Below are 13,015 nucleotides of genomic sequence, written 5' to 3'. Positions count from 1 at the left end.
ATACAAGCAAAAACTTTCTCACTGGCTGTCACCCTTGCTGGAACCGGGTGAAGATGTTTATCAGCTTTCGGGTAACGATCTCGCGCTGCGACTGAATACAGAATCGCACCAGGAACGCATTACCGCACTGGATAGTCATCTCAAGCAATTTCGTTTCTTTTGGGATGGGATGCCGATGCAACCGCAGATTGGCGTCAGTTACTGCTATGTGCGCTCGCCAGTGAATCATATCTACCTGCTGCTGGGAGAGCTAAATACGGTCGCCGAACTTTCCATCGTGACCAACGCCCCGGAAAATATGCAGCGTTGCGGGGCAATGTATTTGCAACGCGAATTGAAAGATAAAGTCGCGATGATGAATCGACTACAGCAGGCGCTGGAACACAACCATTTTTTCCTGATGGCCCAGCCGATTACCGGTATGCGTGGTGATGTTTACCATGAAATTCTTCTGCGCATGAAAGGTGAGAATGATGAACTGATCGGCCCCGATAGCTTCTTGCCGGTCGCGCACGAATTTGGTTTATCGTCGAGTATCGACATGTGGGTCATTGAGCATACGCTGCAATTTATGGCTGAAAACAGAGCGAAGATGCCCGCTCACCGTTTTGCTATTAATCTGTCTCCAACCTCGGTATGTCAGGCTCGTTTTCCTGTTGAAGTCAGTCAGTTGCTGGCTAAATATCAGATTGAAGCGTGGCAACTTATTTTTGAAGTCACCGAAAGTAATGCTCTGACCAATGTTAAGCAGGCGCAAATCACCTTGCAGCATCTTCAGGAATTAGGCTGCCAGATTGCGATTGATGATTTCGGCACCGGCTACGCCAGCTATGCACGGCTTAAAAATGTGAATGCCGATCTGCTTAAAATTGACGGCAGCTTTATCCGCAATATTGTGTCAAATAGTCTGGATTATCAGATTGTGGCGTCGATTTGCCATCTGGCGCGAATGAAGAAAATGCGGGTAGTGGCAGAGTACGTTGAAAACGAAGAGATCCGCGAGGCGGTGCTCTCTTTGGGGATCGATTATATGCAGGGTTATCTTATTGGTAAGCCGCAACCGTTAATTGATACGCTGAATGAAATCGAACCCATTCGCGAAAGTGCCTGAATAATGCGGGCCGACATTTCTCGTCGGCCCGCAAAGCATTAAGCGGCGATTTCTGGGGTACTTTCTTCTTCAATTTTCAACCGCCAGCCAGCCACGCCTTCCCAGTATTCTTGCTCCTTTTCCAGATCAAGCAGTACCAGCGCATTCTGACTAAACCAGTCATGCGGGAAACGCAGTGTCCAGTGACTGTCATCAGTAATCAGTGTCAATGTTGGCGGTGTGGTGGTTGCCTGACGTTGATTGTTTAGTAATACGCCAAGGCGCAATAGCTGTATCAGTGGCAGGAACTGTTTCTTCTTAAACAAGGTAAAGCGCGGCAGATCGTCGAGCTTAATCGCTTTACGGTGATAGCGCACTAGTGTCGCCATCATCAGCTGCTGTTCCTGATTAAAACCCGGCAAGTCACTGTTTTGCAGAATATAAGCGGAGTGGCGATGCAAACCGCTGTGGTTGATATTCAACCCGACCTCATGCAGCATGGCGGCCCATCGCAGTAGCGCCTCCAGTTGCGGATGCGCCAGCTTCGGTTGCTGTTCCCGCCACTGTTCGTACATTTGCATAGTGGTATCCAGCACTCGTCGGGCCTGTTCGCTGTCTATGTGATACTGGTTGGCGAGGCTGCTGGCGGTGCGACTACGCACATCCTGATGACGGAAACGTCCTTCCATTTCATACAGTACGCCTTCGCGTAACGCCCCGTCAGAAAGGCGCAGTTCACGGATGGCTAAAGCATCAAACACACCAAATAAAATCGCCAGTCCAGGAACGAAGACTGTTTTCCGCTCTTCGGAAAGACCCGGTAAACTCAGCGATGCGAAATTACGGTGACGTAAAATTTCTTTTACCAGTTTTTCCAGACGTTCCGGGGTAATTATCCCGTCTTTCTCGCCCATTTCCATTAACACTTCATGGGCGGCTTTTATGGTACCGGAAGCGCCCATTGCAACGTTCCAGCCCTGAATACGGAATTGCCAGGTTAAAGTTTCCAGTTTTTGTGCTGCCGCCATGCGAGCGCGCTGAAAATTCTCTTTATTGATGACCCCGCCAGGAAAATAAAGCTGGGCAAAGCTGACACAACCCATCCGGCGGCTTTCAACGAGAATAGGTTCGAAATTTTCACCAATCACCAGTTCCGTAGATCCGCCGCCAATATCAATAACCAGTTTGCGACCTTTTTCCGGTTGGGTATGTTCCACGCCCATAAAAATCAGACGGGCTTCTTCATTACCGGAAATAATTTCAATCGGGTAGGGAATGACCTTTTCCGCGCGTTTCAGAAAGTCAGTGGCGTTCAGCGCCTGACGCAGCGTATGGGTGCCGACTATACAGACGCTGGCAGGAGAAAACCCTTGTAGCCGTTCGGCAAACAGCGACAGACAGTTCAAACCGCGCGTCATTGCCTCTTCACTCAACATATTATCTGGCCCCAGGCCGTCCGCCAGATGCACCCGCTGTTTCAGGCGGCCAATAATCTGCATGGCACCATCTACCACACGGGCTATGACCATGTGAAAACTGTTTGAACCAAGATCGACCGCAGCAAACTCCTGCGGACGAGGGGATTTATCGTGTATTGGCATAGGGTTATTCAGGTTGTTCGAGTGATTTGATGTAGTCGTAAATCGCCAACTGCGCCCGTACTTTGCGGCGATTGCCGCGGGGAACGTAGCGATTACTGAGTTCTTTATCGATATAACGTGCTTTGACCGTATCGCTGAACAATATGTCGATGATGTCCAGCACCCGCTGCTTCAGGCGCGGATCGAGCAGCGGTGTCGCCACTTCAATACGATAATCAATATTGCGCGTCATCCAGTCGGCGGAAGAAAGGTAGACCTTTTTATCGCTGCCATTTTCAAAAATATAAACCCGGTCATGTTCAAGGTAACGGTCAACAATACTGATGGCACGAATGTTGTCGCTAATGCCTTCCAGATTGGGGATCAGCGAACACATTCCGCGAACCAGCAGATTAACCGGTACGCCGGAGCTGGAGGCCGCATACAGACGATCAACCAGGCCTTTATCGACAAGGTTATTTAGCTTCAGGGTGATACCACTGGGCAGCCCTTGCTGCGCGTTGGCGATTTCGCGGTCTACCATTTCATATAACAGACGGCGAGAGTTTTGCGGTGACACCATTAAATAATCAAATGTCACCGGGCGGTATGGGTTTTCAATAAAGTTAAATACCCGCCGTACTTCGTTGGTGATACGCGCATCTGCGGTCAGCAACGAATAGTCAGTATAAAGACGCGCGGTTTTTTCGTTAAAGTTCCCGGTCCCGATGTGTGCGTAACGGACCACTTCACCGTTTTCTTTACGTGAAATCAGGAACAGTTTGGCGTGAATTTTCAGCCCCGGCGCAGAGAAGATAACGTGCACGCCTGCTTCGGTCAGGCGCTTCGCCCAGTGAATGTTGGCTTCTTCGTCGAAACGCGCCTGTAACTCAACCACCACAGTGACTTTCTTACCGTTATGTGCGGCGTGGATCATCGAGTCGATGATGCGTGAATCTTTCGCCACGCGGTAAATGTTAATTTTAATCGCCAGTACGCTCGGGTCGAACGAAGCCTGACGCAGCAGTTCCAGCACATGCTCAAAGGTGTGATAAGGATAATAGAGCAACACATCGCGTTCGCGAATGGCATCAAAACCATTGCGGAACTGGGCTTTATCAAACCAAATATGGCGTAAACGCGGCAGTGGTTTGTTCACCAGATTGGCTTTGCCGACATTGGGGAAATTAATAAAGTCTTTAAAATTATGATAACGACCGCCGGGGACGATGGAGTCGTAGCGGGAAATAGTCAGTTTTTCGCGTAACACTTCAACCAGCGCATTGGGCATATCGCGCTGATAAACAAAACGCACCGGCTCAGCAGTTAAACGCTGCTTGAGACTGGAAGACATCAACTCCATCAGGCTGGCTTCCATCTCATGCACTAAATCGTATTCGGCATCGCGGGTCATCTTCATTGAATAGGCATTCAGCGCGTCATAATCAAAGAAGCCTTTGAAAATATCATCAAGGCAGTAACGCAGAATATTATCCAGAAGAATCATCGGCTTGCGTCGACGCGGCGCTTCTGGCGGTAAATTCACAAAGCGCGGCACTTTATCTGATGGGATCTCCAGCAGCGCGTAACGGATGCTATCGCTACGGATAATTTCCACCGCCAGATAGGTGTAATCATCTTTCAGGAACTGCACTAAGTCAGTGTCAGGATTGATTAAAATCGGCGTAATGTGCTGACGCAGATACTGCTTAAAATAATGACGCAGCCAGTTTTGTTGATTGACGGAGAGCTGGCGTTCATTAATCAGGAAGATCTGGTTGCGCGCCATCTCCAGCAATAGCTCGTTGTAGAGGCCGTCGAATTCCTGATCGGCTTTCAGCACCCGGGACTGAATTTTGCCCAGTAAATGGCGGGAATGAGCGTTGGAGCCTTGTTCTTCGCTAATAATGATGCGTCGCTTCAGTTCAGCGAAGCGGACTTTATAGAACTCATCAAGGTTATTGGAATAGATCCCCAGGAAACGCATCCTTTCAATCAGCGGGTTAGATTTGTCCGCCGCTTCCTGAAGCACGCGTTCATTGAACGATAACCAACTGAGCTCTTTTTCGATGTATAGCTTTTCCTGACCCATTACCACTTTTACTCCGTTTTATTCACGGGACACTGCTTGGATATTATGGCGAGCAATATTGGCAGATGTCCAACTATGCCAGAAAAGGGGGAAAAAAACTGCTGGAGCTTGCGATTTACAGGTGAATTGAAAAACGCCAGCGGCAGAGCTGGCGCTTTAACTACGGGGGCATTACTCGTCGGCAGCGTAGCCCTGCGGCGGCAGACGTTGACCATCCAGCCACGCGGCGTTTTCGTGCATTTTCAGACGACCATCGGCAAACCAGCTAATCACCAGTGGATAAATAGCGTGTTCCTGGGTTTGCACGCGGGCGGTGATGTCATCTTCCGTATCACCAGCAAATACCGGGACTTTCGCCTGTAAAATAACCGGGCCACCGTCCAGTTCATCGGTGACGAAATGCACCGATGTACCGTGCTCTTCATCGCCATTTTCCAGCGCCTGACGATGGGTGTGTAATCCGGGATATTTCGGCAGCAGAGAAGGGTGAATGTTCAGCAAACGCCCGGCATAGTGGGAGACAAACGCCGGGCTGAGAATGCGCATAAAACCAGCCAGCACGACCACATCGGGTGCGTACATGTCGATTTCATGAATCAACTCCCGGTCATAGGCTTCACGACTGTCAAACGCGCTGGCGATGAGCGTATGCGTTGCAATACCCGCCTGGCGGGCGCGTTCAAGGCCGAACGCGTCGGCCTTATTGCTGAAAACTGCCCGTACGGTGCCTTTAATTTTGTTGGTTTTACAGGCGTCAATAATTGCCTGTAAATTACTTCCGTTGCCGGAAATAAGCACCACAATATTCATTATTCGATAACCACGCGTTGTTCGGAATCAGAGGCTTTGATGATACCGATTTTCCACGCGTTTTCACCGTTGGCATTTAGCAGGGCGAGGGCTTTGTCCACTTCCGGAGCAGGCAGGGCGATAATCATCCCGACGCCGCAGTTGAAGGTGCGATACATTTCATGGCGCTCAACGTTACCTGCCGTTTGCAGCCAGTTGAACACTTCCGGCCACTGCCAGGAAGATTCATCAATCACTGCCTGGGTATTATCTGGCAATACGCGCGGAATGTTTTCCCAGAAGCCGCCGCCGGTCAGGTGCGCAATGGCATGCACATCGACCTTTTCAATCAACTCCAGCACTGACTTCACGTAAATGCGGGTCGGTGCCAGCAGATGATCGGCTAATGGCTTACCATCAAGTTCGGTGGTTTGCGGATCACAACCGCTGACTTCAAGAATTTTGCGCACCAGCGAATAGCCGTTCGAGTGCGGACCGCTGGAACCGAGTGCAATCAGCACATCGCCGTCGCTGACTTTAGAGCCGTCGATGATTTCTGATTTTTCTACCACGCCCACGCAGAAACCCGCGACATCGTAATCTTCACCGTGATACATCCCCGGCATTTCTGCCGTTTCGCCACCCACCAGAGAACAGCCCGATTGCAGACAACCTTCTGCGATGCCGCTGATCACCGCTGAAGCGGTATCAACATCCAGTTTTCCGGTTGCGTAATAGTCGAGGAAAAACAGCGGTTCCGCACCTTGCACCACCAGGTCATTAACGCACATGGCGACCAGATCAATACCAATGGTGTCGTGACGTTTTAAGTCCATTGCCAGACGCAGCTTGGTACCTACGCCGTCAGTGCCGGAAACCAGCACGGGTTCACGATATTTTTGCGGCAATGCACACAGCGCACCGAAGCCGCCCAGACCGCCCATCACTTCCGGACGACGCGTTTTCTTCACTACGCCTTTGATTCTTCCAACCAGAGCATTACCCGCGTCAATATCAACACCGGCATCTTTGTAGCTAAGAGAGGTTTTATCGGTCACTGCTTGGGTCCCCACGCGTTACTTGCGGTAGAAAAATAAAATTCGGCGCAATTCTAACAGGGAAGGCAAACGTTTGCGAGACTGTTTTACACAACCTTTTTGCACGTCTTTTCCCCGGGCGCGCGGCGAAAGAAGACTTGTGCCAGGGCAAAGGTTAGTTTTCGGATGGAATAATCTTCTTTCATAACCATTTGAATATAAAATAACTTTATCTCAAACTGTTATCATTTTGACTAAAGTCAACGAAAATAATATTGCCGCCTTGAAGAAAGGAGGTATAATCCGTCGATTTTTTTTGTGGCTGCCCCTCAAAGGAGAAAGAGTATGAAGATCGTGGAAGTCAAACACCCACTCGTCAAACACAAGCTGGGACTGATGCGTGAGCAAGATATCAGCACCAAGCGCTTTCGCGAACTCGCTTCCGAAGTGGGTAGCCTGCTGACTTACGAAGCGACCGCCGACCTCGAAACGGAAAAAGTAACTATCGAAGGCTGGAACGGCCCGGTAGAAATCGACCAGATCAAAGGTAAGAAAATTACCGTTGTGCCAATTCTGCGTGCGGGTCTTGGTATGATGGACGGTGTGCTGGAAAACGTTCCGAGCGCGCGCATCAGCGTTGTCGGTATGTACCGTAATGAAGAAACGCTGGAGCCGGTACCGTACTTCCAGAAACTGGTTTCTAACATCGATGAGCGTATGGCGCTGATCGTTGACCCAATGCTGGCAACCGGTGGTTCCGTTATCGCGACCATCGACCTGCTGAAAAAAGCGGGCTGCAGCAGCATCAAAGTTCTGGTGCTGGTCGCTGCGCCAGAAGGTATCGCTGCGCTGGAAAAAGCGCACCCGGACGTCGAACTGTATACTGCATCGATTGACCAGGGACTGAACGAGCACGGATACATTATTCCGGGCCTCGGCGATGCCGGTGACAAAATCTTTGGTACGAAATAAAGAATAAAAATAATTAAAGCCGACTTTAAGAGTCGGCTTTTTTTTGAGTAAAGCGCCTATAACACATAATACAGAGGATAATACTATGACGCGCCGTGCTATCGGGGTGAGTGAAAGACCGCCACTTTTACAGACAATCCCGCTTAGTTTGCAACATTTGTTCGCCATGTTTGGTGCAACCGTCCTGGTGCCCGTCTTATTTCATATTAACCCGGCGACTGTACTGTTATTTAACGGTATTGGAACGCAGCTGTATCTCTTCATCTGTAAAGGGAAAATTCCGGCTTATCTTGGTTCCAGCTTTGCCTTTATTTCACCGGTATTGTTACTGTTGCCGTTAGGGTATGAAGTCGCGCTGGGCGGCTTTATTATGTGCGGCGTGCTGTTCTGCCTGGTTTCTTTTATCGTGAAGAAAGCGGGGACCGGCTGGTTGGACGTGCTGTTTCCACCTGCGGCAATGGGCGCAATCGTTGCCGTCATCGGTCTGGAGCTGGCGGGCGTAGCTGCCGGTATGGCGGGTTTACTCCCGGCTGAAGGGCAAACGCCAAACTCCAAAACCATCATCATCTCTATTACCACCCTGGCGGTCACGGTTTTAGGTTCCGTGCTGTTTCGTGGTTTCCTGGCAATTATCCCGATTTTAATTGGCGTGCTGGTGGGGTACGCGCTCTCTTTCGCAATGGGAATTGTCGATACCACGCCGATTATTAATGCTCACTGGTTTGCACTGCCAACCCTCTATACGCCGCGCTTCGAGTGGTTTGCCATTCTGACTATTCTGCCAGCGGCGTTAGTGGTTATTGCCGAACACGTAGGGCACCTGGTAGTAACGGCTAATATCGTCAAAAAAGATCTGCTGCGCGATCCAGGTCTGCACCGTTCGATGTTTGCTAACGGCCTGTCGACCGTGATCTCCGGCTTCTTTGGCTCTACGCCAAATACCACTTACGGAGAAAACATTGGCGTGATGGCGATCACCCGTGTTTACAGTACTTGGGTTATCGGCGGGGCGGCGATTTTCGCTATCCTGCTTTCCTGCGTCGGTAAACTGGCTGCCGCTATCCAGATGATCCCATTGCCGGTGATGGGCGGCGTTTCGCTGCTGCTTTATGGTGTCATTGGTGCTTCCGGTATTCGTGTTTTGATCGAATCGAAAGTGGATTACAACAAAGCACAGAACCTGATCCTGACTTCCGTGATTTTGATCATCGGCGTCAGTGGCGCGAAGGTAAACATCGGCGCGGCGGAGTTAAAAGGTATGGCGCTGGCGACCATCGTCGGTATCGGCTTAAGTTTGATTTTCAAACTGATCAGTGTGCTGCGCCCTGAAGAAGTGGTGCTGGACGCAGAAGACGCGGATATAACAGACAAATAATGTACCGACCGGGCAGTGTTGCTGCCCGGTTCAAACATCATGGGATTCTGTGGTAAACTTCTCGCGATTTTGTGAAATCCTGGTTGAGGTATCTCTGAACACACCGGCACAGCTCTCTTTGCCACTTTATCTTCCTGACGACGAAACCTTTGCAAGTTTCTGGCCGGGGGATAACTCCTCTTTACTGGCCGCGCTGCAAAACGTGCTGCGTCAGGAACATAGCGGTTACATCTATCTCTGGGCACGCGAAGGCGCGGGGCGCAGCCATCTGCTGCACGCGGCTTGCGCGGAATTGTCGCAGCGTGGCGATGCGGTGGGCTATGTCCCGCTGGATAAACGCACCTGGTTTGTTCCGGAAGTGCTCGACGGTATGGAGCATTTGTCGCTGGTCTGTATCGACAACATTGAGTGTATTGCAGGCGATGAGTTGTGGGAGATGGCGATTTTCGATCTCTACAATCGAATTCTGGAATCGGGCAAAACACGGTTGTTGATCACCGGCGATCGTCCACCGCGGCAGTTGAATCTGGGATTACCGGATCTCGCGTCGCGTCTCGACTGGGGGCAGATCTACAAATTGCAGCCACTTTCTGATGAAGATAAGTTGCAGGCGCTACAGTTACGCGCGCGTTTGCGTGGTTTTGAACTGCCGGAAGATGTGGGGCGTTTCTTGCTGAAGCGGCTCGACAGAGAAATGCGCACGCTATTTATGACGTTGGATCAGTTGGATCGTGCGTCGATTACCGCGCAACGTAAGCTGACCATTCCGTTTGTGAAAGAAATTCTGAAGTTGTAGATAAGGTGTTTATTGTCGGATGCGGCGCGAACGCCTGACCTACGCGAAGTTAATCCATAGTATTCGTAGGCCGGATAAGACGTGGCAAGCGTCGCATCCGGCAATGTGCTTCAACTAGCGATGGAGCACATCTTAACCCACGATTTCCAGTACCTGCTCCGGTGGACGACCAATCCGCGCTTTGCCATTCGCGACCACAATCGGGCGCTCCATCAGCTTCGGATTATCCACCATTGCCTGAATCAGCGCCTCTTCGCTAAGCGAACTGTCAGCCAGGTTTAGTTCTTTATAAAGATCCTCTTTCTGGCGCATCAATTCACGGGCGCTATTCATCCCCAGCATTTTCAGCAAATCGCGCAGCGTTGCCGCATCGGCGGGTGTCTCAAGGTAGAGCACCACTTCTGGCTCCACGCCGTTTTCTTTCAGCAGGTTCAGCGTTTCCCGGCTCTTTGAACAGCGTGGGTTATGGTAGATTTTTACCTGTTTGGTCATTGTTCTTCCTTTAATGCGAATTACATCTTGGTATAAGGCTTAAAGCGTTCCTGCAGCTGGCGCAACTGGTCGATGCGCGCATCGTAACGCGCTTGTTGCAGGCTGCCTAATTTCACCTGCGAACTGGCGCTACTCAACAGCGAAATGGCCTGATCGAGTCGTCCGGCGAGCGCATAACCTTCTGCTCGCGCAGCCAGCTCCTGATCGCGGTTATTTAGCGCGGCTTCCGCCTGTGCCAGCAAATCCCAGCCGTTGCTGTCATCTTTATTATTAAAGGTGTAGCGATTCAGAATATTGGCCGCTTCTTGTGGTTGACCGCCTTGCAGATAAGCGTTCGCCAGGTTGAGCTGCAACACCGGATTGGTGCGTAAATCGCGGGCATTTTTCAGGCGATTGATTGCCTCATTGGCTTTGTTTTGCCCAAGATCGATATCGGTAGCCAGATCGAGATACCATGCGTTGCTAGGTTCTGCCGCCAGTAACGGTTGCAGCGTTTTACGCGCCTCGTCGTATTTATTGGCTTCCATCGCCTGTAAAGCACGACCATATTGCGCCGCTCGTTGCTGACGAACGTTTCCTTTCGCCCATTCATCCAGCAAATCACTGGTGAGCTGGTTACGTCCGGAATTATACATCCCCAGTGTGCGCGCTTTCGCCAGATAGAAATCTTCCGACGACTGCACCACCATCGGGCGCATCTGATTAGCACGGTTGCGGGCATCTGCCAGACGACTTTCCGGCAACGGGTGAGTCAATAAAATTTCCGGCGGGCGCGAGGAGTAACGCGCCTGATCGAGCAATTTTTCCAGGAAGGTCGGCATCGCCTGTGGATCGAATCCCGAGCGTTGCAGCACCTGAATACCAATGCGGTCCGCTTCCTGTTCATTTTGCTGGGTGAAACTGATCATCCCCTGGCGCGTTCCCGCCAGTGTACCGGTCAGCGCCGCCATCCCCGCCTGCGGACTGGCCATCGCCAGTAAAATAGAACCTAACGCGCCGACCCAGGTCAGCGGCGCGCTGCGTTGTTGATCTTCCATCGCTCGCGCCAGGTGACGTTGGGTGACGTGGGAGATTTCGTGCGCCATAACTGAAGCCAGTTGACTTTCGTTATCGGAATAACGGAACAGGGCAGAGTGCAGCACCACGTTGCCGCCAAAGAAAGCAAAGGCGTTAATTTCGTCGTTGTTGATCAGAAAAAAATGAAACGGTGTCTTAACCGAATTGGCATGCGAAACCAGACGCATCCCCAGCGAATTAATATATTGCGTTAACAGCGGGTCATTAATTAACGGCGCGCTGCCGCGTAGCTGGCGGACATAATAGTCGCCCATCTGCATTTCCTGACCAATGGAAAGCGTGCTTCCTGCGGAGGTTCCCATATCCGGCAAGGTGTCTGCGCTGTCGGCAAACGCCGGGGCTACCTGACCAATGGTCATAGCAGCAATGAGGGTTGCAACCAGGTTTTTTTTCAACTGCCTGAACATAACCTCTATCCTGTATTTCTGAAGATAGTCATTTGACCGATACTGTGAAATATCGTTCCCACCTCGCCGCCTTTGAGTGTAACGGCGAAGATTAGCCCACTCAAATGACTTTTCAGTTTCCTGAATCCGTCATAAAAAGCGAAGTCTTTTTTGTGACATTTCGATACAATTGCGGATCGCAATCCCGCTCTTGAGGTTCAGGGAAGGTCTTTATGCTCGAAATGTTGATGCAATGGTATCGCCGCCGTTTTAGCGACCCGGAAGCGATTGCCTTGCTGGTTATTTTAGTTGCCGGATTTGGCATTATCTTTTTCTTTAGTGGCCTGCTTGCTCCGTTGCTGGTGGCTATTGTGCTGGCTTATTTGCTGGAATGGCCAACCGTGCGCCTGCAATCTATTGGCTGCTCCCGCCGCTGGGCGACGTCGATTGTATTGGTGGTTTTTGTCGGTATATTGCTACTGATGGCGTTCGTGGTACTGCCTATCGCCTGGCAACAGGGCATCTACTTAATCCGCGATATGCCGGGGATGCTCAATAAGCTTTCTGACTTTGCCGCCACGTTGCCGCGCCGCTATCCGGCGTTAATGGACGCGGGCATTATTGATGCAATGGCCGAAAATATGCGCAGTCGGATGCTGACCATGGGCGATTCGGTGGTGAAAATTTCCCTCGCCTCGCTGGTCGGTTTGCTGACCATAGCCGTCTATCTGGTGCTGGTGCCATTGATGGTCTTCTTCCTGCTGAAAGACAAAGAGCAGATGCTGAACGCCGTTCGCCGGGTGCTGCCGCGTAACCGTGGGCTGGCAGGACAGGTGTGGAAGGAGATGAATCAACAAATCACCAACTATATCCGCGGCAAAGTGCTGGAGATGATCGTGGTGGGGATCGCCACCTGGCTGGGGTTCTTGCTCTTCGGGCTGAACTATTCGCTGCTGCTGGCAGTGCTGGTCGGCTTCTCGGTTCTTATTCCGTACATTGGCGCATTTGTGGTGACCATTCCGGTGGTTGGCGTGGCGCTATTCCAGTTTGGCGCAGGTACTGAATTCTGGAGCTGCTTCGCGGTGTATCTGATTATTCAGGCGCTGGACGGCAACCTGCTAGTACCGGTGTTGTTCTCCGAAGCGGTTAACCTGCATCCGCTGGTGATTATTTTATCGGTGGTGATCTTCGGTGGTTTGTGGGGATTCTGGGGCGTATTCTTCGCCATTCCATTGGCGACGCTGATCAAAGCCGTGATCCACGCCTGGCCCGATGGGCAAATCGCGCAAGAATAATCTTCAGCCCGACGAACTGTTTCGCCGGGCTGAT

The 13,015-nt window shown here is 51.1% G+C and carries 10 protein-coding genes and 1 pseudogene; 5 read left to right on the top strand and 6 right to left on the bottom strand.

Annotation, left to right across the window (positions count from 1 at the left end; all coding sequences use genetic code 11):
• A pseudogene (pdeF, locus tag ACUU1M_RS01425) lies at positions 1–1,111 on the top strand (cyclic-guanylate-specific phosphodiesterase PdeF); the annotation flags it as partial.
• Between the two features lie 38 nt (positions 1,112–1,149).
• Here the strand turns inward: pdeF and ppx are convergent.
• The 4 genes from ppx to purM form a co-directional block, all read right to left on the bottom strand.
• The gene (ppx, locus tag ACUU1M_RS01420) at positions 1,150–2,691 is read right to left on the bottom strand and encodes an exopolyphosphatase (RefSeq protein ID WP_001121356.1); all 1,542 of its coding nucleotides are present in this window, start codon (positions 2,689–2,691) and stop codon (positions 1,150–1,152) included.
• Between the two features lie 4 nt (positions 2,692–2,695).
• Entirely contained in the window at positions 2,696–4,762 is a 2,067-nt protein-coding gene (gene ppk1, locus ACUU1M_RS01415) for a polyphosphate kinase 1 (protein WP_000529562.1), read from the bottom strand.
• A gap of 171 nt (positions 4,763–4,933) precedes the next feature.
• Positions 4,934–5,572 carry a phosphoribosylglycinamide formyltransferase gene (gene purN / locus ACUU1M_RS01410; RefSeq protein WP_001028614.1) on the bottom strand — a complete coding sequence of 213 codons (639 nt, stop codon included), beginning with the start codon at positions 5,570–5,572 and terminating at the stop codon, positions 4,934–4,936.
• Positions 5,572–6,609: a phosphoribosylformylglycinamidine cyclo-ligase gene (gene purM / locus ACUU1M_RS01405; protein WP_001295474.1), complete on the bottom strand. Its 1,038-nt coding sequence runs from the start codon at positions 6,607–6,609 to the stop codon at positions 5,572–5,574. The genes purN and purM overlap by 1 nt, the downstream gene beginning before the upstream one ends.
• 324 nt (positions 6,610–6,933) lie before the next feature.
• On the opposite strand from purM, the gene upp reads away from it, so the two are divergent.
• The 3 genes from upp (at position 6,934) to ACUU1M_RS01390 (ending at position 9,731) form a co-directional block, all read left to right on the top strand.
• Entirely contained in the window at positions 6,934–7,560 is a 627-nt protein-coding gene (gene upp, locus ACUU1M_RS01400; RefSeq protein WP_001295473.1) for a uracil phosphoribosyltransferase, read from the top strand.
• An 85-nt stretch (positions 7,561–7,645) separates the two neighbouring features.
• Positions 7,646–8,935, top strand: coding sequence for a uracil permease (uraA, locus tag ACUU1M_RS01395; RefSeq protein WP_024260870.1), 1,290 nt, complete (start codon positions 7,646–7,648; stop codon positions 8,933–8,935).
• A 94-nt stretch (positions 8,936–9,029) separates the two neighbouring features.
• The gene (locus tag ACUU1M_RS01390; protein WP_001307333.1) at positions 9,030–9,731 is read left to right on the top strand and encodes a DnaA inactivator Hda; all 702 of its coding nucleotides are present in this window, start codon (positions 9,030–9,032) and stop codon (positions 9,729–9,731) included.
• A 132-nt stretch (positions 9,732–9,863) separates the two neighbouring features.
• Here the strand turns inward: ACUU1M_RS01390 and arsC are convergent, their stop codons facing one another.
• Complete coding sequence (gene arsC, locus ACUU1M_RS01385) at positions 9,864–10,223, bottom strand: arsenate reductase (glutaredoxin) (RefSeq protein ID WP_000166449.1); 360 nt, start codon at positions 10,221–10,223, stop codon at positions 9,864–9,866.
• Positions 10,224–10,243: 20 nt separating this feature from the next.
• The gene (gene bepA, locus ACUU1M_RS01380) at positions 10,244–11,707 is read right to left on the bottom strand and encodes a beta-barrel assembly-enhancing protease (protein ID WP_061892896.1); all 1,464 of its coding nucleotides are present in this window, start codon (positions 11,705–11,707) and stop codon (positions 10,244–10,246) included.
• A gap of 212 nt (positions 11,708–11,919) precedes the next feature.
• Between bepA and ACUU1M_RS01375 the strand changes: the two genes are divergently transcribed.
• Complete coding sequence (locus tag ACUU1M_RS01375; RefSeq protein WP_000892044.1) at positions 11,920–12,981, top strand: AI-2E family transporter; 1,062 nt, start codon at positions 11,920–11,922, stop codon at positions 12,979–12,981.
• Positions 12,982–13,015 lie beyond the last annotated feature (34 nt).

This window comes from Shigella sp. SIG6 (genome assembly GCF_053555815.1).
This window is presented reverse-complemented; position numbering and strand designations above follow the sequence as displayed.

What these genes read in the sequence shown, in the direction of transcription:
- arsC (WP_000166449.1), bottom strand. Translation starts at nt 10,223, where the DNA reads ATGACCAAACAGGTAAAAATCTACCATAACCCACGCTGTTCAAAGAGC.
- purN (WP_001028614.1), bottom strand. Translation starts at nt 5,572, where the DNA reads ATGAATATTGTGGTGCTTATTTCCGGCAACGGAAGTAATTTACAGGCA.
- ACUU1M_RS01375 (WP_000892044.1), top strand. Translation starts at nt 11,920, where the DNA reads ATGCTCGAAATGTTGATGCAATGGTATCGCCGCCGTTTTAGCGACCCG.
- ppk1 (WP_000529562.1), bottom strand. Translation starts at nt 4,762, where the DNA reads ATGGGTCAGGAAAAGCTATACATCGAAAAAGAGCTCAGTTGGTTATCG.
- upp (WP_001295473.1), top strand. Translation starts at nt 6,934, where the DNA reads ATGAAGATCGTGGAAGTCAAACACCCACTCGTCAAACACAAGCTGGGA.
- uraA (WP_024260870.1), top strand. Translation starts at nt 7,646, where the DNA reads ATGACGCGCCGTGCTATCGGGGTGAGTGAAAGACCGCCACTTTTACAG.
- bepA (WP_061892896.1), bottom strand. Translation starts at nt 11,707, where the DNA reads ATGTTCAGGCAGTTGAAAAAAAACCTGGTTGCAACCCTCATTGCTGCT.
- ppx (WP_001121356.1), bottom strand. Translation starts at nt 2,691, where the DNA reads ATGCCAATACACGATAAATCCCCTCGTCCGCAGGAGTTTGCTGCGGTC.